This is a genomic window from Pseudaeromonas sharmana (assembly GCF_042649925.1).
Lineage (GTDB): Bacteria > Pseudomonadota > Gammaproteobacteria > Enterobacterales > Aeromonadaceae > Pseudaeromonas > Pseudaeromonas sharmana.
In genome coordinates this window covers 41,236-65,326 of record NZ_JBHSAF010000006.1, presented here as the reverse complement: position 1 = coordinate 65,326, position 24,091 = coordinate 41,236, and the positions used below count along the sequence as shown (strand labels likewise).

The 24,091-nt window shown below is 56.6% G+C and carries 21 protein-coding genes and 5 tRNA genes; 10 read left to right on the top strand and 16 right to left on the bottom strand.

Annotated elements, in window-relative coordinates:
• The 6 genes from ACFOSS_RS06740 to ettA form a co-directional block, all read right to left on the bottom strand.
• Window positions 1-1,020, bottom strand: coding sequence for a polyamine ABC transporter substrate-binding protein (locus ACFOSS_RS06740; protein WP_377151414.1), 1,020 nt, complete (start codon window positions 1,018-1,020; stop codon window positions 1-3).
• Between the two features lie 127 nt (window positions 1,021-1,147).
• Window positions 1,148-1,795 (bottom strand): HD domain-containing protein, encoded by a 648-nt coding sequence (locus tag ACFOSS_RS06735; protein WP_377151413.1) that lies wholly within the window; start codon window positions 1,793-1,795, stop codon window positions 1,148-1,150.
• Between the two features lie 152 nt (window positions 1,796-1,947).
• Window positions 1,948-2,493: a DUF4136 domain-containing protein gene (locus ACFOSS_RS06730; protein WP_377151411.1), complete on the bottom strand. Its 546-nt coding sequence runs from the start codon at window positions 2,491-2,493 to the stop codon at window positions 1,948-1,950.
• A gap of 55 nt (window positions 2,494-2,548) precedes the next feature.
• Window positions 2,549-3,007 carry a nucleotide triphosphate diphosphatase NUDT15 gene (locus ACFOSS_RS06725; RefSeq protein WP_377151410.1) on the bottom strand — a complete coding sequence of 153 codons (459 nt, stop codon included), beginning with the start codon at window positions 3,005-3,007 and terminating at the stop codon, window positions 2,549-2,551.
• Between the two features lie 5 nt (window positions 3,008-3,012).
• Window positions 3,013-3,486, bottom strand: a complete 474-nt coding sequence (locus tag ACFOSS_RS06720) for an Lrp/AsnC family transcriptional regulator (RefSeq protein ID WP_377151616.1) — start codon at window positions 3,484-3,486, stop codon at window positions 3,013-3,015.
• Between the two features lie 289 nt (window positions 3,487-3,775).
• Complete coding sequence (gene ettA, locus ACFOSS_RS06715; RefSeq protein WP_377151409.1) at window positions 3,776-5,443, bottom strand: energy-dependent translational throttle protein EttA; 1,668 nt, start codon at window positions 5,441-5,443, stop codon at window positions 3,776-3,778.
• A 255-nt stretch (window positions 5,444-5,698) separates the two neighbouring features.
• On the opposite strand from ettA, the gene ACFOSS_RS06710 reads away from it, so the two are divergent.
• The gene (locus ACFOSS_RS06710) at window positions 5,699-6,262 is read left to right on the top strand and encodes a YitT family protein (protein ID WP_377151407.1); all 564 of its coding nucleotides are present in this window, start codon (window positions 5,699-5,701) and stop codon (window positions 6,260-6,262) included.
• A gap of 64 nt (window positions 6,263-6,326) precedes the next feature.
• Here ACFOSS_RS06710 and ACFOSS_RS06705 read toward each other — a convergent pair whose 3' ends face one another.
• The 8 genes from ACFOSS_RS06705 to rsgA all read right to left on the bottom strand — a co-directional run bounded on the left by ACFOSS_RS06705 (window position 6,327) and on the right by rsgA (window position 17,056).
• A complete protein-coding gene (locus ACFOSS_RS06705) occupies window positions 6,327-8,987 on the bottom strand; it encodes an Ig-like domain-containing protein (RefSeq protein ID WP_377151406.1) in 2,661 nt (886 codons plus the stop codon).
• A 223-nt stretch (window positions 8,988-9,210) separates the two neighbouring features.
• Window positions 9,211-9,561, bottom strand: coding sequence for a fumarate reductase subunit FrdD (frdD, locus tag ACFOSS_RS06700; RefSeq protein WP_377151405.1), 351 nt, complete (start codon window positions 9,559-9,561; stop codon window positions 9,211-9,213).
• A 13-nt stretch (window positions 9,562-9,574) separates the two neighbouring features.
• The gene (locus ACFOSS_RS06695; protein ID WP_377151404.1) at window positions 9,575-9,979 is read right to left on the bottom strand and encodes a fumarate reductase subunit C; all 405 of its coding nucleotides are present in this window, start codon (window positions 9,977-9,979) and stop codon (window positions 9,575-9,577) included.
• Window positions 9,980-9,983: 4 nt separating this feature from the next.
• Window positions 9,984-10,721, bottom strand: a complete 738-nt coding sequence (locus tag ACFOSS_RS06690) for a succinate dehydrogenase/fumarate reductase iron-sulfur subunit (RefSeq protein WP_377151403.1) — start codon at window positions 10,719-10,721, stop codon at window positions 9,984-9,986.
• Window positions 10,714-12,495: a fumarate reductase (quinol) flavoprotein subunit gene (frdA, locus tag ACFOSS_RS06685; protein WP_377151402.1), complete on the bottom strand. Its 1,782-nt coding sequence runs from the start codon at window positions 12,493-12,495 to the stop codon at window positions 10,714-10,716. The genes ACFOSS_RS06690 and frdA overlap by 8 nt, the downstream gene beginning before the upstream one ends.
• Before the next feature lie 312 nt (window positions 12,496-12,807).
• Window positions 12,808-14,688 (bottom strand): methyl-accepting chemotaxis protein, encoded by a 1,881-nt coding sequence (locus ACFOSS_RS06680; RefSeq protein ID WP_377151401.1) that lies wholly within the window; start codon window positions 14,686-14,688, stop codon window positions 12,808-12,810.
• Between the two features lie 443 nt (window positions 14,689-15,131).
• On the bottom strand, window positions 15,132-15,992 hold the full coding sequence (asd, locus tag ACFOSS_RS06675) for an archaetidylserine decarboxylase (RefSeq protein ID WP_377151400.1): 861 nt from the start codon (window positions 15,990-15,992) through the stop codon (window positions 15,132-15,134).
• A 29-nt stretch (window positions 15,993-16,021) separates the two neighbouring features.
• The gene (gene rsgA, locus ACFOSS_RS06670; protein ID WP_377151399.1) at window positions 16,022-17,056 is read right to left on the bottom strand and encodes a small ribosomal subunit biogenesis GTPase RsgA; all 1,035 of its coding nucleotides are present in this window, start codon (window positions 17,054-17,056) and stop codon (window positions 16,022-16,024) included.
• A 127-nt stretch (window positions 17,057-17,183) separates the two neighbouring features.
• Between rsgA and orn the strand changes: the two genes are divergently transcribed.
• The 6 genes from orn (at window position 17,184) to ACFOSS_RS06640 (ending at window position 18,338) form a co-directional block, all read left to right on the top strand.
• A complete protein-coding gene (gene orn / locus ACFOSS_RS06665; protein ID WP_377151397.1) occupies window positions 17,184-17,729 on the top strand; it encodes an oligoribonuclease in 546 nt (181 codons plus the stop codon).
• 115 nt (window positions 17,730-17,844) lie between these two features.
• A tRNA-Gly gene (locus ACFOSS_RS06660) sits at window positions 17,845-17,920 on the top strand.
• 25 nt (window positions 17,921-17,945) lie between these two features.
• Window positions 17,946-18,021 (top strand) — tRNA-Gly (locus tag ACFOSS_RS06655).
• Between the two features lie 18 nt (window positions 18,022-18,039).
• A tRNA-Gly gene (locus ACFOSS_RS06650) sits at window positions 18,040-18,115 on the top strand.
• A 36-nt stretch (window positions 18,116-18,151) separates the two neighbouring features.
• A tRNA-Gly gene (locus ACFOSS_RS06645) sits at window positions 18,152-18,227 on the top strand.
• A 35-nt stretch (window positions 18,228-18,262) separates the two neighbouring features.
• Window positions 18,263-18,338, top strand: a tRNA-Gly gene (locus ACFOSS_RS06640).
• Between the two features lie 230 nt (window positions 18,339-18,568).
• Here the strand turns inward: ACFOSS_RS06640 and ppgK are convergent.
• Together ppgK and queG are read right to left on the bottom strand one after the other, a co-directional pair.
• On the bottom strand, window positions 18,569-19,318 hold the full coding sequence (ppgK, locus tag ACFOSS_RS06635) for a polyphosphate--glucose phosphotransferase (RefSeq protein ID WP_377151395.1): 750 nt from the start codon (window positions 19,316-19,318) through the stop codon (window positions 18,569-18,571).
• 14 nt (window positions 19,319-19,332) lie between these two features.
• Complete coding sequence (gene queG, locus ACFOSS_RS06630; RefSeq protein ID WP_377151393.1) at window positions 19,333-20,463, bottom strand: tRNA epoxyqueuosine(34) reductase QueG; 1,131 nt, start codon at window positions 20,461-20,463, stop codon at window positions 19,333-19,335.
• A 1-nt stretch (window position 20,464) separates the two neighbouring features.
• On the opposite strand from queG, the gene ACFOSS_RS06625 reads away from it, so the two are divergent.
• The 3 genes from ACFOSS_RS06625 to ACFOSS_RS06615 are packed head-to-tail and all read left to right on the top strand — an operon-like array spanning window position 20,465 to window position 24,091.
• Window positions 20,465-21,991: an NAD(P)H-hydrate dehydratase gene (locus tag ACFOSS_RS06625; RefSeq protein WP_377151391.1), complete on the top strand. Its 1,527-nt coding sequence runs from the start codon at window positions 20,465-20,467 to the stop codon at window positions 21,989-21,991.
• Complete coding sequence (gene tsaE / locus ACFOSS_RS06620; protein WP_377151389.1) at window positions 21,984-22,439, top strand: tRNA (adenosine(37)-N6)-threonylcarbamoyltransferase complex ATPase subunit type 1 TsaE; 456 nt, start codon at window positions 21,984-21,986, stop codon at window positions 22,437-22,439. Before ACFOSS_RS06625 ends, tsaE begins: the two co-directional genes overlap by 8 nt.
• Window positions 22,433-24,091 (top strand): N-acetylmuramoyl-L-alanine amidase, encoded by a 1,659-nt coding sequence (locus tag ACFOSS_RS06615; RefSeq protein WP_377151387.1) that lies wholly within the window; start codon window positions 22,433-22,435, stop codon window positions 24,089-24,091. The genes tsaE and ACFOSS_RS06615 overlap by 7 nt, the downstream gene beginning before the upstream one ends.

The window sequence follows — 24,091 nt, the reverse complement described above, 5'->3', positions numbered from 1 at the left end:
TTATTTCAATACCGAATAGTAAATGATGCTTCTGACTCTATCGCCATCAACACTGTCTGAATAATATTCAGATTTTCTTGTGTATTCTCCATCTTGATAAGCAATAGGGTTGCTGATGATCTTATTTGATATGAGATGTTCGTGTAGTATCGGATTGAAACCCAGCCGCTCACTGTTCAAATTGGCTATTTCTACCCTTGAAACAAACTGAATAAATTGTGTTGCTATTTCAGTCTGTTGACTGTCTTTAAAAATTGCCAAACAGTCCAGCCAAAGCAAACTGCCTTCTGCTGGTGAGACAAAACGCCAGTCATGATGGGGCGAGTGTTGTTGGATGGCGTAAAAATCGCCGTTGTAAGTCACCACGGCATACACTTGGTCGCCAACGGCGGGATCCGAGATAGCGCTTAGCGAGTAACGGTATGTGAGAACATACGGGCTGGTGGACTTCAGCAGCATAAAGGCTTGCTGTAGTTCATTGCGCGATTGTGAGTTGATGGAATAGCCGAGGGCCTTCAGTGCGATCGCACTGAGTGCTCTGGCATCATCGATCAATACCAGATGTTGGGATAGCGACGGGGCTTGGGATAACAGGTCATGCCATGTCTGCAGTGGCAACGTAATTTTATCTTGCCGATACGCATAGCCTAGCGAGCCTCTCATATAGGGAATGGCATAGTTACCGCATTTATTGCGCAGGTCGGTCGGTACTTGCGGTAACACTAGATTCTGCAGTGGCAACAGCCGTTGCTGAATCTGGGGGTTTTGCAGTGTCAGGTGATCGGCGATGACGATGTCAAAATAGGGAGGATGTGCCGAGAGCAGCAAGCGGTTGCGAGCATCGTCACTGTCGTAATGCAGCTCACGAATGTGATATCCGCTCTCCTGAGTAAACTGCTGTTTGACTTCATCGGCCAAGTAGATAGGCCAGTTATAGAGCACCAGTTCAGATGCCAAGCCCACATTGCTAGCAGACATCTGTATCAGCAAACCAAGCAGAATGATGAAAACGGCTCGCATCACCACGACTCCCCCGAGCATGACAGGGTGGCTCTTTTATCAGCCTGTTTCCGCAAGCATAGTCTTACGGGTCCGGATCGACCCTGTCAGATTGTACGGTTGCCAGTGCGCCGTTTTTATCTAGTCGTCAGAGTTCACTCAGCAATGTCACCACATACTCTTCAAGAAATTGGCGGCGTTTGATGGCCATGCGATGCCCGGCTGGGGTCTGCATGTTATCGGCTACCTTGTAGAGCTTGATGAAAAAGTGATCCAGGGCATAGGCCTGATCGTCGAGGGGGCGGTGCCTGGCCAGCGGGTCATGAGGATCAAACATGGCTCTTTGCATCCGGCCTGAGGTGTAAAACACCCGCGCCAAGCCGATAGCTCCAAGGGCCTCCATGCGGTCGGCGTCCTGTATCAACTTCGCTTCGAGTGATGTGGCGGCGATGTTGGCCGAAAAGCTGTGCGCCTCGATGGCGTGGCTGACGGCTGGGATCAACATGCTTGGAAACCCCAGTTCAGTGAGAATCAGCACCGCCTGCTTGGCGGCCAGCTGTGAGCTAAGATGCCGCTGCGGATGATCTTTGGGCAGGCTGACGATGTCATGCAGGTAAGCGGCGGCAAGCAAAATGAGCGGGTTTGCCTGACTTCCTTCATCTGCATTCAGCTGGCAGGCGGTTTTCCAGACGCGTCGAAAATGGGCTATATCGTGGGCCCCGTCATCGACGGCGTGATGCTGCTCAAGCCAGCACTCAAGCTGTTGTTGCCAAAAATCAGATTGGGTATTGGTCATGGCGGCTCCGATATGAATCCTAAGTCCCTTTCGAGGCATGCTGTTGCGGCCCGGATCTTCGGGGAGTCAGCGTCGAAATGCAAGCCATGACCGGTTGTGATTGCCCAATCGGCAAGGGGAAACCTGGTTCATTCGGGTTCCGCTTGCCGTGTTTACTGGGCCGAAGGCAGACGGAATGTCATCTGGTCGATCATGCTTTGGGCAGCCCGGCTGCGCGCCTGCTCCGCTCGAATCGGCATGTCGCTGCTGGCTTGCAATGCTGAGCGCCACAGGATGACATTACTCTGGCGATCCTTGAGTACCAGAGCCAATGTTCCCTTCTTGCTCTCGTTGGCTCCAGGATCCATTCCCAATTTGGAAAACACTAATCGGTCGGCATCTTCTTTATCACCAAGCACGCCGGCCATGACAATCACATCTGCCTGTTTGGGGTCGGCCGGGGTTAATCCCAGCTCCTGCATACGTTGTGTGATGGCTTGTTTCAGCAATGGCAGCCAAGGTTTGCCTTGCTCCTTGCTATACATCATGTCGTCAGGAATGGCATAGGTTATCGGCCCGGAATAGGGCCAACTGCTCAAGGTGGTGCCGACGACAGTCATCTGCACGGTCGGTTCGTGCTGGACGCTCGTGTCAACCGGCTCGCTGGTTTGGGCACAGGCAACCAGTCCGAGAGCAAACAAGGGAAGAAAGTGGCGCATATTGGCTCCGCATTAGTGTCAGATGACTATGGCCCAAGATATCAGACTCCTGCGCTCACTGTCTGTGCGATTCAGCACTTGTTGATGCTTGGTAAAGATTGCCGGATAACCAGCAGGCAATCGCCTGCCGGCTGGCTTCAAAATGCGGGAGCGGCAGTGAGTGAGGCGAACACCAGATCCATCCCTCACATTTGTCTGGCTCACACAGCTGCGGCTCTGCATCCGTGACCCGAGCCAGCAGGGCGATCGAGACATAATGCCGTCCGGTTTCTTGGCAGGTGAGCAGGTCATTACTGAGGCCGACAACCACCGGTGCCTGGATCTGCAGGCCGGTCTCCTCGGCCACTTCGCGAATGGCACAGGCTTCAAAACTCTCGCCATGCTCCAGATGACCACCAGGAATAGACCAATAGGGCGCATGGCTTCCTTTGCGTTTACCGAGCAGTATGTCGCCTTGCGGGTTGACGAGTATCACGCCTATGCCAATGCGTGGTGGCGTTTGTTCGTGATTCATGATGGCTAATCCAGATGATCCAGGGGTAATGCGGTCTGTTGTTTCACTTGCTGCAGCACAAAGCTCGAGCGGACTCCTGTCACGCCCTCCAGTCGGGTCAGCTTCTCCAGCAGGAAACGTTGGTAATCTGCCATGTCAGTGACCATGACCATCAGTTGATAGTCTGCATCATTGCCGGTGATCAAGGCGCAGTGTAATACCTCCGGCATCTCCAGAATGGCGTGATTGAATTGCTGCAAACGTTCAGGAGTATGTTTGTCGACAGTGACATGAATGTAGGCGGTCAGCTTCAGATTCAGCCGTTCTGGACATAGCAGCATGACCTGGCCACGGATTAGCCCCATCTCCTCAAGTGCTTTCACGCGTCGCGAACAGGGGGCTGGCGATAGTCCAACCCGCTCCGCCAGTTCGAGATTGCTGATCCGGGCATCTTGTTGCAGCAAGGTCAGGATTTTGCGATCAATTCTATCCAATTTGATACTCAAGGTGTCTCCGATTGCTTGAATTGGCATTTACGCGCAAAACTATTGCGCAAATATCCTGAATTGCTAGCAAGAAAGCAACCCTATTGCGCACGATTGCGCGTACTATTTCTTCATCTTCTTCGGACTACGGCTAACCAGCCCGGTGTCCTGCTGCAATGAGTTACCCGCTCTTGTACTCCAATCGTCTGCTTACCGGCGGCGAAAACAAACAACACGGCTTATCGGCGGTGTGAAGAACAAAAAAGCCAGCATCTGCTGGCTTTTTTGTTGTCATGGTAACGCGTTACTTGGCAATTCGTTTGTACTTGGCGCGATGGGGTTGAACCGCTTCGGCGCCATAGGTCTTTTTCTTCCACTCTTCGTATTCGGTGAAGTTACCTTCAAAGAACTCGATTTTCCCTTCATCCTGATAGTCGAGGATATGGGTAGCGATGCGGTCGAGGAACCAGCGGTCATGCGAAATGACCATGGCGCAGCCCGGGAACTCGAGGAGCGCGTTTTCCAGGGCCCGCAAGGTTTCGACATCCAGATCGTTAGTCGGTTCGTCGAGCAGCAGCACGTTGCCACCGGTCTGCAGCAACTTGGCCAGATGCAGGCGCCCACGTTCGCCGCCAGAGAGTTCGCCAACGCGTTTTTGCTGATCAGAGCCTTTGAAATTGAAACGCCCGATATAGGCCCGGCTTGGGATCTCGAAGTTGCCGATGCGCAGGATGTCCTGACCATTGGCCACTTCTTCAAACACGGTTTTCTTGTCGTCCATCTTGTCGCGGAACTGATCGACGGAGGCCAGTGCAACCGTATCGCCAAGGGTGATGGCTCCGGCATCCGGGGTCTCCTGACCGGAGATCAGCCTAAACAGCGTGGATTTCCCTGCACCGTTCGGACCTATGATACCCACGATAGCCCCCTTGGGGATCGCGAATGAAAGATCGTCGATCAGCACGCGATCACCATACGATTTACGCAGGCCCTGTACTTCCAGCACCTTGTCACCCAGGCGCGGTCCTGGCGGGATGAACAACTCGTTGGTTTCGTTACGTTTCTGGTAATCACCGCTGTTGAGTTCTTCAAAGCGGGCCAATCGCGCCTTGGATTTGGCCTGGCGGCCTTTCGGATTCTGGCGTACCCACTCCAGCTCCTTCTCGATCGACTTGCGACGGGCCGCTTCGGTTGACGCTTCCTGAGCCAGACGGGCGTCTTTTTGCTCCAGCCAGGAGGAGTAGTTGCCTTCCCACGGGATACCTTCACCGCGGTCCAGTTCCAGAATCCATCCTGCGACGTTATCGAGGAAGTAACGGTCGTGGGTGATGGCCACGACGGTGCCTTCGTAGTCGTGCAGGAAGCGTTCCAGCCAGGCGACGGATTCGGCATCCAGGTGGTTGGTCGGTTCGTCGAGCAGCAGCATGTCCGGCTTTTCCAGCAGCAGACGGCACAGTGCGACACGGCGGCGTTCGCCCCCAGAGAGGTGCTTTATCTGAGCATCCCAGGCAGGAAGACGCAGCGCATCGGCGGCGCGTTCCAGCTGGTTCTCCATATTGTGGCCATCGTGAGCCTGAATGATGGACTCCAGCTCGCCTTGCTCCTTGGCCAGTTTATCAAAGTCCGCGTCGGGATCGGCGTAGGCCGCATAGACTTCGTCCAGACGGGTCAGCGCGCGCTTGAGCTCGCCCATCGCCTCTTCAACGGCAGCACGTACTGTCTGTTCCGGATCCAGCTTCGGCTCTTGCGGCAGGTAGCCAATCTTGATACCGGGTTGCGGACGGGCCTCACCTTCGATTTCGGTATCGATGCCGGCCATGATGCGCAATAACGTGGATTTACCCGCACCGTTCAGACCGAGTACGCCAATCTTGGCACCCGGAAAGAAGGAGAGGGAGATGTTCTTCAATATGTGTCGTTTCGGGGGAACGACCTTGCCAACCCGATTCATCGTATAGATAAACTGAGCCATAAGAATCTCATTGTTGTCATGAATTCAGAGTCCGGCATTTTAAACCAAGGCCGACAGCCAAGAAAGCAAACTCGCGGCAGGGTGGGAGCTATGGCCAGTTCCGGGCGCGAGTGTCAGCCTGGGTTTACAGTGCTGGCCAGCCACAACATGCGCTCCGCGGCTGGGCGACAGGCCCCGGGATGATTACCATGCCCGCGGTCCTGTTACCGAGAGATAAGAAGCATGTCGTTAGCTCATTCACGTCTAGAGGATGCCATGGCGTTGTTAACCGGCTGTACGCTGGCTGCGTTGGGCATCTATTTTCTCAATCATGCCGGTATGGTCAGCGGCGGCACCGTGGGGTTAGCCCTGTTGCTGACACGAGCCACTGCGGTGCCCTTTGCCTGTTGGTTCGTGGTTATCAATCTCCCTTTTCTGCTGTTGGCCCAGTACCGGCTGGGCTGGCGATTTACCCGACGTAGCTGTCTTGCGGTGGCGCTGGTTGCCCTGCTGTCGCAGCTGTTGCATCAGACAGTGCAGATAGCCAATATCACTCCGCTGTGTGCCGCCTTGTTAGCGGGCCTGTTGATCGGTATCGGCTTGCTGATCCTATTCCGGCATCAGGCCAGCCTGGGCGGTTTCAATATTCTGGCCTTGTGGGTGCAGCAACGTTTCGCGATCGCGGCCGGCAAGGTACAGATGGCACTGGATGCGGGCATCGTGCTGGTGTCTTTGTGCTGGGGCAGCCTGGCGGTGGTGCTGTGCTCTGTGTTGTCGGTGGTGGTGTTGAACCTGGTGCTGGTGCAGAACCACAGGCCGGGGCGTTATCAGCCAGCCTGACAGGCTGAATGTGCAAAAAATAAAGGCCCGTTACGGGCCTTTATTGTTCGTGCTGTCACTGCGCTTAGCCGTTGTCTCTGACCCCGACGGATACAGTCATTGCATCCTGATGGTTGCCACTGGCCTTGATGGTGATATCCAGCTGACCGCTATCCTTGTTGTTGGGGCTGGTTTCCGGATCAATCCGGAAGCAGTAAAAAACCGGACGCGTGATCGAGGGGTAAGGGCTGCTTGTGACGTAGGGGCAATTGGATCCCTCAATGTTCATGGAGGTGACATCACCGCCATTTGTCTTGCTGATGGCAAAGGTGCTCCCAGCCGGGATAGGGTTTACGCCGCGCAAATCGAGGCCGTCGGCTTGCAAGTCACCGAAATTACTCCCCAGACTTTCGGGAATCGGATTCTTCAGGCGCTCAGCCTCGCTGCCGGCATCGTCGCTGGGGATATGTATCGGCAATATACGGACGTATTTGGACAGGCCATCGCGTAAATCGACGTCAATATCGGAGCGCCAGCTGCCCGTCGTGGTATCCCAAACTTGCAATGGGATTTTGGTATAACCGCCATTCTTCGCACCTTTGACTTCGGCCGTTAAGCCGGTGAAGATGAACTCGACATTGCGGAATAGGCTGGTCTGCTCGCGTTTGCAGAAGCCGCGGGTAATGGTGTCCTTGTCACAGACCAGACCGGTGTAGACGCCATCACCCAGATCGCGCACGCCGTTGCCATTCAGATCTTCGAAGGTGTCAACATTCACCAGGTAGTTGTCCGCATCGCCGAGGCCACTGCCGGGGGTGGCATCATCGACATTCTTGTCCATGAAGCGTTCACCGACATCCTTGTAGCTGCGGACATAATCCGGCACGGCGATGATGGTCTGATCGTCGGCCACGCCCTGGAGCTCACCCTTGTCGAAGATGCCATTGCCGTTGAGATCCTGGAAGCTCTCTTCCCCGGCCACATAGGCGCTGATGGTCACGCGTCCATCGGCTGGTCGCGGGTCCTGGGAGGTCAAGGTGGCGTTACAGACACCGCCGACCGTGGTGCAGACCCCGGTGGCATCGCCACTGTCGCTGCTCAGATCACCCTTGATGCTGCCGCCTTCAGTGGTGAAGTAGACCTTGGTGCCATCGGCAACCGGATTGTTGAAACGGTCGGCCAGATGGATGGTGATTTTGGCTTGTTCGCCATCATAAGCCGCGCCGTTGATATTGCGACTATCAGCGGAGAACGAAAAGCTGTTGTCGTCGGCATAGCCGATACCAACGCCAATCTGGCTGGACGCGGCGCGGATTTCGGTATTGCCGTCCAGTGTGGCGATCACGCTGATCGGGGTTGGCAGGTTGCCCGAGTTGACCGTTACGGTGGCTTGGCCATCTTTGTTCGTGGTTGCCGCCAGGGGGCTCAGGGTGTAGTCCTGATAGTTGACATTGTTGGAAATCTTGCCGGCAAAGCTGAAATTCAGCTGCTTGCCGCTGACCGGTTTGGCCTGGGCATCCAGCAATGTGAAGGTAACCGTCGCCTTTTCATCCTTGCCCGAGCCGCGCAGATAGATAAATTCCGGGCTTGGGGTGGCAGCCGTGATGGAGCGGGTCTCGGCGGTGATGTTGTTAATGGTCACGGTGGCGACAGCATTCAGACCGGCGGCAGAGGCTGTGATGGTGTCGTTGCCGGAGCAGGCATACTTGTCGGTAGTGCCCTTGTAGGTCGAGATCGCCGTGCCTTGTTGTGCTGTTACCTGAGTATCGAGTGTGGCCTTATCGGCGCTGGCACAGGCCGAGCTGAAGGTGATTTCGATCGGATAGTTATAGGCGCTGCCGTTTTGCGTGACGGTGGCAGTCAATACGGCAACACTACCGGCCGCCAAGCTGCTCTTGTCGGTGCTCAGCGTGATGTCCAGATCGCTGGCGCCGAACTGATAGTTCTTGGTGGCAGTCAAATCGCCGGTTTCGACGGTCGTGGATACGGTGACACTGCCTGCGGTTTCGGCTGAACTGGAGGTGCTGGCCAGTTGGAAGCTGGCTTTACCCTCGCTGTCGGTCAGGCGGGAGGTGGAGGGCGATATGGCGCCCTGCGTCACAGCGGCATTGATGATCTGATCAGGGACCGGTGAGCCGGATGGATCGAGCAGGGTGGCCTCGATCAAGCTGGCCCGTTCAGTCGGCAGACGCGATTGGTCGGTGCAGGTGGAGGTGTCGGAGAGATCGTCGCACACCATCAGACGCACAGACAGCTGATAGTCATCGGAGCTGGTTTGCCCTGGCACGAAGGCAAAACTCAGGCTCTTCGACGTGGTTGTTGCATCGGAGGCTGTGTAAGTGGCTGTGATGGTCCCGGCGCCGCTGGTGTTAGCGGCCGGTGCTGCCAGCAGAAATTCGGCGATGCCGCTGGCGTTGGTCAGCGCTTTGGCCGGGCTCAAGGTGCCCAAGTCTGTGGTGGCACTGACGACGGCGCCGGTGATGGCCTTGCCTTTGGCATCGACGAGCGCGACCTGAACCTTATTGGTCTTTTCTGCCGGGAGCTGAATGGTTGATGCACAACCGACACTGTTGGCCGCATCAGTACAGGCGTAGGTTGTTACGCTCAAGGCTGGGGTTGTGCTACCGCCATTATCGCCACCGCCATCGGATCCACCGCCGGAGAGGTCTTTAGAGCCGCCACCACCACATGCGGTGAGCAGCCCGGCCGCGATGAGCGTGGCCAGAAGTTTTTGGGATGAGGTCATGATGCCATTCCTTGGTGAACTGCAAAATTGAGTCCCAGTATCGTAAACGTTCCGTAAGAAAAAATTTAGGTACCGTTAAGGTTAAAAGTGCGATCAGGTTCAATAAAGCAGAGCTTGGTGGCTTTATTGACCGAGCGATAAATTAATCCGTTACAAATAAAGACGAAAAAGCGCCTGTTAGGGCTAACAGGCGCCAGGTTGGCAACGGGCAGAAGGGGAGTCGCTATTGCATCTGAATCAGTAGCGTCAATGCTGCCGCAGAGAACATAAATGCCAGGCCATAGCACAGATAATGGTGCAGGCGGGTGGTGCGGATGCCGATATCATGCAGACCATGATAGATACGGTGCATACCATGAAATATCGGCAAGGCTATCATGGCCAGCAGGATGGGGGCGCCCCACCAACTGGTCGCCAGCGCATGCAGCTTGTCATAACTTAGTGCATCGGCCGGTAACCAGCCCAATGGCGCCAGGATCCCGGTAATCAGGACCACTATCGGTAGCAGCAGCGCAGTCACCACACCGCCTGCGCCAAACAGGCCCCAGTAGATGGGTTCATCGGAACGTCTCATCTTTATTGCCTCCTCAGGCCAGAAGGGTCACAAGTAGCACTATCACCGATACGGCTCCCAGCGCTATGTATTGGGCCAGGACTATCGGTCTGTCTGGAATCGGCTCTTCACCATGCATGACTCGCATCGCTTTGGGTGCCAGCGCAAACCAGGTCTTGGCATGAAACAGGCACGCCGCCAGTACAGCCAGGTGAAATAACACCGATAGCGGGTGAGTCAGTGCTGCCAGCCAGCCTGCCCATGCATCCGGCCCCTGGCTCAGACGTAGTAACCCAACCAGCAGTATCACGGCATAGATGGATACGAACAGGCTGGTGCCCTCGCGCAACATGTAATGAATGTAGAAGCTGTTCTTCAGCCACCAGCCCTTCTCGACCGGGCGGACATAAGGCTTGCGTTTACTTTGGCTGTTGTCCATGGCATTACTCTCCCGGCTTGAACATGGCGATAACATAATCCTTGCTGCTTTCTACCTTGCCCAGCTGGATGGCGGCTGCCGGATCGACACCTTTGGGGCAGACTTCCGAGCAGTAGCCGACAAAGGTGCAGCTCCAGACGCCGGAATCCTGATTGAGGATTTTCATCCGCTCGGCCTTGCCGCCATCACGGTTGTCGGCGTTGTAGCGATGTAACAGCGCCAGCGCTGCCGGACCGGTAAACGACTTGTTCAGCTTGTATTGTGGGCAAGCGGCATAGCAGAGACCGCAGTTGATGCACATCGAGAATTGGCGAAATTTAGCCAGTTCAGCCGGTGTTTGCAGATACTCGCCTTCGCACAGATCGCGACTCTGTTTCGGTATGAGATAAGGCTTGATGCTCTCGAGTTTGTCGATGAAGTCACTCATATCGACCACCAGATCGCGTTCAATCGGGAAATTAGCCAGTGGCTCAAGCCGGATCTTGCTACCGCTATAGTCACGCAGGAAAGTCTTGCAGCCCAGCTTGGGGATCCCGTTCACCATCATGCCGCAGGAACCACAAATGGCCATCCGGCAAGACCAACGAAAACTGAGTGTCTGGTCAAGTTCATCCTTGATGTAGGTGAGGGCTTCCAGCACTGACATTTCATGGCTGAATGGTACCTTGAAACTCTGCCACCAGGGTTCGGCATCCTCTTCCGGGCGATAACGCAGTACGTCAATATCCATCGTCTCAGTCATGTTTCGCGGCCTCCTGTTTGTCCGCTTCGGCACCATATACCCGCTTGGCAGGTTGTGATTTGGTGATGGTGACCGGGCTGTAATCGATCGTCGGAGCCTGGTTTTCGTTGTAGAACGCCAACGTATGCTTGAGGAAGTTCACATCATCGCGCTCCTCATAACCATCCAGGCGTTGGTGCGAGCCCCGGGATTCCTTACGCTGTATCGCCGAGTGAGCCATGGCTTCGGCAACATCCAACAAGAAGCCGAGTTCGATGGTGTATAGCCAGTCCGTATTGAAGATCGAGGACTTGTCCTTGATATGAACGTTCTTGTAACGCTGCTTGAGCTCAGCCAGCTTGTCGATGGTTTGCTGCATCAACTCTGCGGTGCGATAAATACCGACACCCGCTTCCATTGAGTCGCCCATTTCATTGCGCAAGGTGGCAGGGTTCTCGGTTCCATCTCCTTCCATCAGAGACATGGCCTTGGCTACGGAGGCGACAGCCTGCTTGTACAGGCTGTCGGTGTTGCCATGAGGATGGCTGGCGGCGTAACGTGCGGCTTCCTCACCGGCGACTTTGCCGAATACGACGATCTCGACCAGGGAGTTGGAGCCAAGCCGGTTCGCGCCATGAATCCCGACCGAAGCACATTCGCCCACTGCATACAGACCTGGCATCCGGGTGGCACAGCGACCATCCGTTTCGATCCCGCCCATGGTGTAGTGCACCGTCGGGCGTACCGGAATCGGCTCCTTGGCCGGGTCGACGCCGACATAGGCCTTGGACAGTTCGCAGATAAACGGCAGGCGCTCTTCCAGATACTTGGCTCCGAGGTGACGCAAATCCAGATACACGACATCCCCCAAGCGGGTAGGGACAGTACGTCCTTTTTGCTGTTCACCCCAGAATGCCTGGGACAGACGATCGCGCGGACCCAATTCCATGTATTTGTTCTTTGTCTGACCGATGGGGGTTTCCGGTCCCAGGCCATAATCCTGCAAGTAGCGGTAGCCATCCTTGTTGATCATGATGCCACCTTCACCCCGACAGCCTTCGGTCATCAGGATGCCGCAACCGGGCAGGCCGGTTGGGTGATATTGAACAAACTCCATATCCCGCAGCGGCACGCCATGGCGGTATGCCAGCGCCATACCATCACCGGTGACGATGCCACCATTGGTATTGAATCGGTAGGTGCGACTGCCGCCGCCGGTGGCGATGATCACCGACTTGGCTTGAATCATGCGAGTAATGCCATTTTGGATGTCAAAGCAGACTACGCCCTGCACCCGGCCATCTTCCACCAGCAGATCGAGACAGAAGTGTTCATCGAAACGTTTGATTGAGGGGTATTTGATGGAGGTTTGAAACAGGGTGTGCAGCATGTGGAAGCCGGACTTGTCAGCGGCGAACCAGGTCCGCGGGATCTTCATGCCGCCAAACGGGCGTACGTTGACCTTGCCGTCTGGTTTGCGACTCCAGGGGCAGCCCCAGTGCTCGAGCTGAACAAGCTCCTTGGTGCAATTGGCTACGAAATAATCGACGACATCTTGCTCACATAACCAGTCACCACCCGACACTGTGTCATTGAAGTGGTTTTCCAGGCTGTCATCATCCCGCACGACCCCGGCAGCGCCCCCCTCGGCGGCGACGGTGTGGCTACGCATCGGATAGACCTTGGATATTAGCGCTATCTCCAGCTCGGGATGACTCTCGGCGATGGCGATGGCGGCACGCAAACCACCTCCACCGGCACCGACGATGGCAACATCGGTTTTAATTATGTCCACTTCTGCCTCCTTGTGAATACACAGCTCCGCGGGAAACGGAAACTGTGCCGTGACTACCGAGACGGTCTGGGTGCCGACTCTTGGGATTGTGGGCAACGGCCCATCTGACGGGAACAAATGTTACAAAATTGTAGGCAAATGTTGCCGGCAAAAATGCGAAACAACTCTCTTTTATCCGATACAAACGGAACAGAGTGTGAAATGGGACAATTTTGCGGTCATGCCCAATCTAACGCATTGTTATATATCAACAATGTGGTCGTTGATTGCGTGATGCCGCCGGCCAGGTGAACTGGCCGGCGGGCTTGGAACTCAGACGTGGAAGTTTCCAACCTGTTCGTTGATACGGCTGGCGATCTTTTTCAACTCGCTGGCCAGCAGATTGGCGTTGTTTGCCGCCTGGCTCAGTTCATCAGTCACATCCTTGGTGGCCTGGATATTCCGGCCCACCTCGTCAGTGACGGCGCGTTGCTCTTCCGCTGCGCTGGAGATTTGGGTAGCCATGTCAGATATTTCGTTGATGGCCAACGTGATCTGTTCCAGCGCCCGAGTGGCATCTTCGGCATCGCCGACGCTGTTCTGCGCCAAATCCTGGCTTTGATGCATGGTGGTCACGGCCTGCTGGGTGTTGCGTTGCAGCGTCTCGATCATGGCCCGAATCTCTTCGGTGGAGCTGTGCGTCCGCTTGGATAGAACCCGGACCTCATCGGCGACCACGGCAAATCCGCGCCCTTGATCACCCGCCCGGGCGGCCTCGATGGCGGCGTTTAGCGCCAACAGATTGGTTTGCTCTGCGATGCCCTGGATGGTCGAGAGTATGGTGTTGATCTCCTGTGCGTTCTTTTCCAGCTCCTGGATGATGTTTGAGGCTTGTGCAATTTGTCCGGCGAGGTGGGTAATGGATTGCTGATTGCGCGAAATGACGCGTTTGCCCTCTTCGCAGTTATCTGCCGAAGCGCGTGCCGCGGCGGCGGTCTGCTCGGCATTACTGGCCACTTCCGTTGCGGTGGCGGACATCTCGTGGACGGCGGTGGCAATCTGCGATATCTCAGATTGCTGACGGGCCAGACTGTTGTCGTTCTGGCTGGCCATGGCGTGGGATTCCTGGGCCTGACCGTCCAGCTCGCGCGCCGAGCCTGCCAGATCGCTGATCATGCCATGCAGCATATCGATAAATTGGTTGATTTGGCGGGCCACCAACCCGACTTCGTCTTTATTGCGGATCGGCAAGCGTTGCGTCAGATCGCCATTGCCGCGAGACAATTCGGCGACGGCCTGACGCATTTCGTTGAGGGGTTTGAGCCCCTGACTGATGATCAAGGCAGCACCACCGGCAACGATGAGAATTTGCAACAGTGTGGCAATCAACGTTTTTTGTAACAGGCTCTGGCTGCTGGCGAAGGCGGTTTCTTGATCGTAAACCAGGCCAAAGTACCAGTCATAACCAGGAATGGGAGCGAAGAAGGCGATGACCTCCTGTTCTCCGAGCGTCATGCTGACGGGCTTGCCCTCGCGCGCCAGAGACTGGATTTTTTGCGCGCTCAGATCGCCTGACAGTGCCGTCGCCGGTTTGAGTGTCAGGGCTGGATTCTGGTGCGCAATCAGATTGCCCTGGCCATCAACCAGCAACGCATAAACACCGTCGCGGGCAATGCTGTTCACGTTCTGCACCAGGCTTTGAATGCTGATGTCGCCTGCAATGACCCCTTTCAGATCGCCGCTTTGGAAGGGTTCGGCGAGGCTGATAACCAGGTTGCCAGAGCTGGCATCGGCATAAGGGGCCGTAACGACCATTTTACCTGCGGCCATCGCATCCTGATACCAGGGGCGTTTGCGAGGATCATAGCCATCCGGCGCTTTCCAGTCCGGTGTAGATGCCAGCATTTGCCCCTGTTCGGTGCCGATGTAAATCATGTCGAACTGGCCTGACTGTGCCGCCTGTTGCAGTGCGGTTTCGACTTTCGCGGCACCGGCTACACCGATGGCGGCATGATGCACAATCGCTGCACTGGTATCGAGCCAGTTCTTCAAGGCCGAAATCTGTACTTGGGCTACGCTGGTTTCAAAGCGGCTGACGCTGTCATCGGCGGCGTCCTGCAACGCCAGTCGGCTATATACCAACTGTAAGCCAGCCGTGACGACTAACAGAATAGTCAGAGCTGTTAGCAGCTTCTGGCGAATGGTCAATTTCATGTTGCACTCCTTCGTGGGCAGCCAGAATGTTCAGGTATGGCCTGAACCAGATTGTTGTTTTTATCCCGGGGCTGTTGGCTGTCGAGCTGTTATTGGCGCAGAGGGCATCAGGCGCCGTGTGCGGTCTGACAGAAACCGGACTTGTTTGAACTATAGCCTATACCGTTTGTGATGGGGACTCATGGCTTTTATCTCGCGCTGGAATAAATGGGTCGCGATGCGGCGGCGGGCTCTCTGGTGAGTGAATATGTATTCTTGTGTAAAAACATAACCATTGCCTGGGTGCTGTTGAAACAAAAGTTACTGTTTTGACAGGATACTTAAGATGTGACTGCGGTTTCACAGCATGGAAACCAAGAAGGTGAACAAGGGATGGCGATTACAGCCGATCACCGGGGGATATCATTAGCCCCCGGTGATCGTTGATGGGAAGTGAGTTGAGTTTAACAACGCTGCGCGAAGGGGGTGCCCATGCGCGTGCTGCTGCCAGGTTGCAACATTTCATCAAAAACGATGCTCTGTGGTGGAAACAGACAGACTACGGTACTGCCAAGCTTGAACAGCCCCATCTCCTGGCCCTTTTGCAGGGTGATCGCCTGTTCGCCACTGTAGTCCCAGCGCCGGATCTGTTTGCCCGCCGGCGGGGTAACGGTTCCCGCCCAGACGGTTTCGATACTGGCGACAATGGTGGCACCCACCAACACCAGCGCCATCGGTCCCAGCTCGGTGCGGAACAGACAGACAACTCGTTCGTTGCGCGCAAACAGGTTCGGTACATGGCTGGCGGTGAGCGGGTTGACCGAGAACAGATCGCCTGGCACATGGATCATGGTCTCCAGCGTGCCTTCCAGAGGCATATGAATCCGATGGTAATCCTTGGGCGACAGGTAAATCGTGGCAAATTGGCCTCCCTGGAACGGGGCTGCCAGCGTACTGTCACCGCCGAGTAACTCGCGGGCACTGAAATCATGGCCTTTGGCCTGGACGATGCGCCCTTCATGAATGGTGCCCAATTGGCTGACGGCACCATCAACCGGCATCGCCAATGATCTGGGATCTGCGACGATGGGTCGCAAGCCATCTTTGAGCTGGCGGGTGAAGAACTCGTTGAAGGTCCGGTAGTGGGCCGGATCTTCGAATCGGGCCTCACTCATGTCGATACCAAAGCGGGCAATAAACTGCCGAATCAGCCAGGTAGTCAGCAGGCCGGCTTCGGCCGCGGCCAGCTTGCCGACCAGTCGGGTCAACAAATGTTGCGGCAGGCAGTACTGACCGGCAATTTTCAGGGAGTCGAGCAGAGTCATGGCTATCAGACCTCGGTGCGTTGACGGGATTAGCCCTTGCGCTGCAGGCGCATCGGCTTGTTCTCGTTCATGGATGACAGAATGCGGTGATAATTCTCGAAGCGTTGTTGGCTGATAGCACCGCGCGAAACGGCATCACGCAACAGGCAACCGGGATCATCACCATGTTTGCAGTCGCGGAACTTGCAACCGCCAAGGTATTCACGGAACTCGGTAAAGCACCAGGTCACTCGCTCCGGCTCCAGATGCCAGAGTGCAAACTCACGGATACCGGGGGAGTCAATGAGGATGCCACCACTGGGGAAATGATACAGACGAGCCGTGGTGGTGGTGTGCTGGCCGAGACCGGAGTTTTCCGAAATGTCGCCAGTGAGCGCCGATGCTTCCGGCATCAGGCTGTTGACCAGCGTCGACTTGCCGACACCGGACTGACCGACGAACACATTGATGCGATCCTGCAGCGCCTGTTGTAGATCCGGCAGACCTTCACTTGTCTGGTTGCTGACCAGAATCACTTGATAACCAATGTGGCGGTAAGCGTCGAGTTGTTGTTCCAGAGCACTTCGTTGATCGGTTGCCAGCATATCGATCTTGTTCAGCACCAGCAACGGACGCACTTCCATGTTCTCGGCGGCAACCAGGTAGCGATCGACAATATTGGTCGAAAATTCGGGCAGTACCGCCGAGACGATGACCATTTGGTCGATATTCGCGGCGACGGGCTTCAAACCATCGTAGAAATCGGGGCGCATCAGTTCCGAGTGGCGCGGATGCACGGCCTCGACGACACCACTGATGCCGTGCAGGCTTTCGTCTCCCTGGCGCCAGACTACGCGGTCACCGGTTACCAGCGAGCCTATGGTGCGTCTGAGATTGCAGCGGTGCAGGCTGCCATCTTCGGCTTCGATGTCGGCATGCTGGCCGAAGCGGCTGATCACCAGCCCTTCCTGCGGGGATCCCAGCAGGCTCTCATCGACCTCAGGGGCGTCTTTTTTCAGGCGACGAGCCTGGTTGGCCGAAACGCGGCGCTGTTGGCCATGGCTCAACTTGCTCTTTTTGGTCACGTAACTGTCGCTTTCGTCATTTGGCTATCGAGGCGTTATGATACATGGGAGGACGCCGACTTGTCCCATAATCGGTGTGAAGATGACGCTCGCTCGTCAATATTTGGTTTCGCGAATAGGTGTGATGATGACACAAGATGCACAAAATCTGGTCTGGGTGGACATGGAGATGACCGGGCTTGAACCAGAGCACGACAAGGTGCTGGAAATTGCCATCCTGGTAACCGATAAGGATCTGAACCTGCTGGCTGAAGGCCCTGTGCTGGCTATTCATCAGGATGATGCGGTGCTGGCAGGCATGGATGACTGGTGCACCCGCACTCATACCGCCTCCGGTCTGGTTGCGCGCGTGCGAGCCAGCCAGTATGACGAAGCCAGTGCGGTAGCGGAATGTCTGGCTTTCCTGCAACAGTGGGTACCAGAGCGCAGCAGCCCGATGTGCGGCAACAGCATTGGTCAGGATCGTCGTTTCATGGCACGGCATATGCCGCAACTGGAACGCTATTTTCACTATCGCAATGTTGATGTCAGCACCATCAAGGAGCTGGTCCGCCGCTGGAAGCCGGAAGTCCTGGAAGGTTTCAGTAAGCAGGGGACGCATCAAGCGCTGGATGATATTCGCGAATCGATCGCCGAATTGCAGTTCTATCGTCGCGAAATCTTCACGATTTGAAGCAAATGTGAGCAAGCTGTGTGCAGCTTGCTCTGTTCTTGAGCGAACGAGCAAAAAGCCCTTGCAATCGATCGGACTGTGCTTATAATTCGGCTCCCGTGTCGGAGAGCACTTTGCGGGAATAGCTCAGTTGGTAGAGCATAACCTTGCCAAGGTTAGGGTCGCGAGTTCGAGTCTCGTTTCCCGCTCCAAATCTCTCTGAACACGCCTTGTGATGCGGGAATAGCTCAGTTGGTAGAGCATAACCTTGCCAAGGTTAGGGTCGCGAGTTCGAGTCTCGTTTCCCGCTCCAATCACAAGTTCCGGATCTGCGGGAATAGCTCAGTTGGTAGAGCATAACCTTGCCAAGGTTAGGGTCGCGAGTTCGAGTCTCGTTTCCCGCTCCAACTCCGGAACTGGTGGTATCACAAGACACACTGCGTGCGGGAATAGCTCAGTTGGTAGAGCATAACCTTGCCAAGGTTAGGGTCGCGAGTTCGAGTCTCGTTTCCCGCTCCAATCTCCACAGCGAGAGCGCGGTGTCACCATACAAAGCGGGAATAGCTCAGTTGGTAGAGCATAACCTTGCCAAGGTTAGGGTCGCGAGTTCGAGTCTCGTTTCCCGCTCCAATCTCACTGCCTCACCTCATCATTGACACTGTTCCCAAGGCGGCCATGCTGGCGCTCAACATAGTGCTGCTCGCGTCTGCTCGGATTTTCCCTCGGCTTGCTCCTTCTTTTGGCGATAGCCCTTAAGGCAGACATGCCTGGTCTGCACATCTGCTACGCCTCGAGGATGATTCTCCTGGCCGGCCCATAAAAAAGCCGTCGCTGCGACGGCTGGTGGCAATACGCTGGTTTCAGACCGGTTTTGCGGCCTGGCTGGCGGCATACAGGGCTGCGCCTATGATGCCTGCTTGATTGAGGCTGGCTGCGGGCACGATCTCGGTGCGCAGATGCAGCTCATCGCGGAAGCGGTCGAAACGTTGCGCCGAGCCGCCGCCGAGGATGAACAGATCCGGATTGAACAGGAACTCCAGCCGTTGCAGATAACGGTTGAAGCGGCGGCCCCACTTGCCCCAGCTGAGCTCTTCACGCTGGCGTACGGCATCCGAGCAGTAGTGCTCGGCGATGCGCCCTTTCATCTTCAGATGCCCCAGCTCGGTGTTCGGGTGCAGGTGCCCGTTGACGAAGATGGCACTGCCAAGACCGGTGCCGATGGTGATCAGCATGACGACCCCCTGGCGACCCTGACCGGCACCGAAACGCATCTCGGCCATCCCGGCTGCGTCGGCATCATTGACGACATAGCAAGGGCAGCCGGTCGCCTCGGCAAATATCGTGTCGACCGGGGTCTGTATCCAGCTGGCATCAATGTTGGCCGCACTGAAGGCGACACCATGGTGGATGGTGGCCGGAAAACCGCAACCAATCGGACCTGACCATTCAAAATGCTCGACCAGTTGCTTGAGGGTTTGGGCCATGGCCGCAGGTGTGGCCGGTTGCGGGGTCGCGATGCGGTGCCGCTCGCCCACCATCAGGCCGCTGCTGGTATCGACGATCGCTCCCTTGATGCCAGAGCCACCGATATCTACTCCAAGAATCATCATCCGCTAGTTCTCCGTTATGCGTGGTCCGGCATGCCTTTGTCGATGCAGCGGATCAGACGTTCCGTTTTCAAAAAACGCGTACTCTGTTCGCGTTTGTGATGTTGTTGGGCCAATGCCCAGTCAATGTGTTCTCGTACCAGCGGGCTGGCGTCAGCCTGGCTGGCTGTCAGCGCTGTGATTATGGCTGTCGAGTATGGCGCGTTGCCGAGGGCTACGGCAAGATTGCGTTGCCATCTTTGATGACCGATGCGACGTATCGCGCTGCCTTCCGTTTCCCGTAAAAAACGGGATTCGTCCCAGCTCCAGAGGGTAAGCAGGTCCGGGGAATGCAATGCCTGACGCGGCTGGAAGTCGTCCAGTGCTGTCACGCGGGCATAACGATTCCATGGACAGATCAGCTGGCAGTCATCGCAGCCGTAGATTCGGTTGCCGAGCAGGGGACGCAAGGCCTCGGGAATCGCGCCGGCATGCTCGATAGTCAGATAGGAGATGCAACGGCGGGCGTCGACGGTATAGGGCTCGACAATCGCCCCTGTGGGGCAGATCGTCATGCAGGCCACGCAGTGGCCACATTCGGCGGCTAGCGGCTGGTCCACTGGCAGTGGCAAGGCCACTAACAATTCGCCCAAAAAGAAGAAGGAGCCGGCATCGCGGTGCAGGATTAAGCTGTGTTTCCCCACCCAACCCAAGCCAGCCTTGGCTGCCAGCGGACGCTCCAGCAGCGGGGCGGAGTCGACGAATGGTCGGCTATTCCCGACACCACAGGCCTGCTCGATGCGATCCCCCAACGACTTGAGGCGCTGCCGGAGCACCTTGTGGTAGTCGCGTCCCAGGGCATAGCGACTGATATAGGCCTTGTGTGGCTGACGTAACGTTTTGGCCAGGCTGGCCTCTGGGGGCAGATAATCGACGCGCACCGAGATGACGCGCAAGGTTCCCGGATGCAACTCCTGCGGTCGCGTGCGCAGCAGGCCGTGTCGAGACATGTACTCCATGTCGCCGTGATAGCCTTGATTGAGCCAGGCCTGAAGTCGGGGCTCCTCGCTAGTCAAATCGGTATCACAAATTCCGACCTGATCGAAACCTAGCTCCAGCCCCCATTGCTTGATATCTTGGGCCAGCTTTTGCAATTCCTCGGGGGTCATGATGTCCGCACCTGATCAACCTGCCGCTACTTTACCATATTCACTCTACTGCACTGAGCAGATCCACGCTCTGGAAGCGTTGGCGATGGCGCAATGTGGGGCGGGGACCTTGATGGCGCGCGCTGGCCAGGCGCTGTTTGCTTGCGCTACCCGCATCAGTCCAGCGCGGGCGTCTGCGTGCTGGTGGATTTTTTGCGGTAGCGGCAACAATGGCGGTGATGGCTATGTCCTGGCACGCCTGGCTCGTGCTGCAGGGGTCGATGTGCAGCTATTTGCTGTGGCCGCGCCGCGCCCTGGCAGTGAGGCCGAGGCGGCATGTCAGGCGTGGCTAGCCGCTGGCGGTAGCGTGCTTTCCCGTTTGCCAACAACGATCTCCTCGTTGCCCGCTCTGCTGGTCGATGCGCTCTTGGGTATCGGTCTGCGCAGTGCTCCACGGCCTGAATACGCAGACTGGATGGCTTTTATCAATGCCCAGCCGGCGCCTGTTCTGGCGGTAGACATCCCGAGCGGACTGCTTGCGGATACCGGGGCAGCACCGGGTGCCGTGGTGCATGCGGATGTCACGTTGTCACTGCTGGCGTTAAAGCCCGGGCTGTTCACCGGCCGCGGTGCGGATTACTGTGGCCGCGTTTGCCACGCCGCGCTGGATGTCGATGTGGCTAGCCTGGGGGGGGTGTTACCCTCGTTGCAACGGCTTGATTACCAGCGCATTGGTTCGCTTTTGACGCCGCGCTCGCGCACGGCTCACAAGGGAGAGTGCGGCCGAGTGTTGATTGTCGGCGGGGCGGAAGGCATGTCGGGGGCGGTGCGATTGGCCGGCGAGGGGGCACTGCGAAGCGGTGCCGGGTTGGTGCGAGTCTTCACGCACCCGGCGCATGCTTCTGTGCTCAATCTTGGTCGCGCCGAGCTGATGGTCTCCTCAGGACGTGACGAGGAGGCAGTATCAGATTGCCAATGGGCCAATATCCGTGTCGTTGGCCCAGGCTTGGGGCAAGCGGAGTGGGGCCAGCAAGTGTGGTTTCAGCAACTGGCGTTGCCCGGACCGTTACTGCTGGATGCGGATGGGCTCAACTTACTGGCACGTAATCCACGACATCGAGATGACTGGATACTGACCCCGCATCCGGGGGAAGCGGCGAGATTGCTTGACTGCAGTACGAGCGATATCGAGGCTGATCGCATCACCAGCGTGCGTCGCTTGCAACAGCGGTATGGGGGTGTCGTACTGTTGAAAGGCGCCGGGACCCTGATTTGCGATGGCGATCAGATCTGGCTGTGTCATGAAGGCAACCCTGGGATGGCAAGTGGCGGCATGGGTGACCTGTTATCTGGTATAATCGCTGCACTTTATGCTCAGGGGCTGTCGCAGGCCGAGGCCTGTTGCGCTGGAGCCTGTATCCATGGCGAAGCGGCCGATCTCGCGGCTGCAGACGGCGAACGCGGTTTGTTAGCCTCTGATCTGTTACTGTATATCCGTAAGCTGGTGAATCCGCAGGACTCGATGAAACATGTATCACTCCATGACTGAACTTTTACCAGATGAAGCGGCGACGCTGGCATTTGGTGAACGGCTGGCCAAGGCCTGTACATCGGCGCTGACGCTGTTTTTACATGGCGATTTGGGCGCCGGTAAAACCACGCTGTCACGGGGCTTTGTCCAAGCGCTGGGACACACGGGACGTGTCAAAAGCCCTACCTATACCTTGGTTGAAGCCTACGAACTGCCAGGTTGGCAGGTTTATCATTTTGACCTGTATCGACTGGCCGATCCGGAAGAGTTGGAATTTATGGGCATCCGTGACTATTTCGGGCCGGATTGTCTGTGTCTGGTGGAGTGGCCGGAGAAAGGTATCGGCTGGTTACCTGCTGCAGATTTAGACATCACGTTGCGCTATGTCGGTGAGCAGCGTGAAATTGTGGTTGAGGCCGCTACTCCTCAGGGCCAACTTATAGTGGAAGCATTGCAGTCGTGTTAATTCGTCACTGGTTGTCTTTGTTGTTGTGTCTTTGTGTGCTGGTGCCGGTACAGGCTAACCAGCTTAAGCGTATTCGTGTCTCACCCACGGCGGACAAAACCCGGGTGGTGTTTGATTTGACCGAAGCGCCCCGTTTCACCTATTCGCAGCAGGCGGTGCCGCCGCGCCTGATCGTCGAACTCGACGGGATTGACTCTGAACTTGGGAATTCAGCCCAGACCATGGGCCGCATGGGGCCGGCGATCAGCACCATAGCGCGCGACACCTCGACACCGGCGGGCAAGTTGCGGCTGGTGTTCTCCTTGACCGCAACTTATAAGCCAACTCTGTTCACGTTGCCGCCACAACAACACTATGGTCATCGGCTGGTGATCGACCTGGATCACAAGATAACAACAGCGGTGCCCACCTCGTCATCGGCAAGCTCTGCTGCCACGCAAGCGGCCAAGCCTACCTCGGTGAAAGAGAGTCGTCCTCTGGTAGCGACTGGCAGCGCCACGGGCAAGCCGGTGGCGGGGCGTGTCATTCCAATGTCGGAGTTTTCACCGCAGCCGAGTAACCCGGTTCGGCCAGTGAACAAGGTGGCGGTGCAGGAGGAAGTGCTCTCGACCCAGACGCGTAGCGCGATACCGGCTAGCCAGTCCTCGACCGTCTCGCCTGGCCAGGGCGGTCTGTTGACTGACGCCCCTCCGGCCATGACGGACACCCAGTCCATTCCCATGTCAGGCAAGGCGGTTTCTGCCGCGCCAGTCAGCAATGGCACTGTGATCGTTGCCGTCGATGCGGGTCACGGTGGTAAGGATCCTGGGGCCATAGGTCCGGGAGGAACTCACGAAAAAACAGTGACCTTAGCCGTTGCTCGCGAGCTGGCGCGCCTGATCAACCGCCAGCCGGGCATGAAGGCGGTGTTGACCCGGGATGGCGACTATTTTGTTGACCTGGATAGACGTTCGGAAATTGCGCGTCAAAAAAAGGCCAATCTGCTGATTTCGATTCATGCCGACAGTGTTGCCAGTTCGGCCGCGCGTGGCGCATCGGTCTGGATTCTCTCAAGCAAGCGTGTCGATCGCGAGATGAACAAGCTGCTGGATCAACAGGATAAGCATACCCAATTGCTCGGTGGTGCAGGGAAGGTGATTGCCGAGTCAGAGCCTAACCCCTATCTGGCGCAGACCATCCTCGATCTGTCCTGGGACAATTCGCGTAGCGAGGGTTACAGCATTGGTGAGGTGGTCTTGCAGCAGATCGGCCGGGTGGCACGCTTGCACAAGAGCAAGCCAGTGCACGCCAGCCTGGCGGTACTCAAAGCGCCGGATATTCCATCCTTGCTGATAGAGACCGGCTTCATCTCCAACCATTTTGAAGAAAAGCAGTTGGCCTCCTCGGGCTATCAGCGCGATCTGGCGCGCGCTATTTTCCGCGGGGTGCAGCGTTATTATGCCGATAACGCACCGGCTGGAACCCGTGTCGCGGCGACAGCCAATACCGATAGCAAGAATGGAAATGCTATTCGCCATGTCGTCAAGAGCGGCGAAAGCCTGTCCGGCTTGGCGGTTCGCTACAGGGTGTCTAAGGGGCGAATCGTCAGTTACAACAGCCTCAAGTCCGAGAATCTGCTGATTGGGCAGATTATCTACATTCCGGCCAGTTAA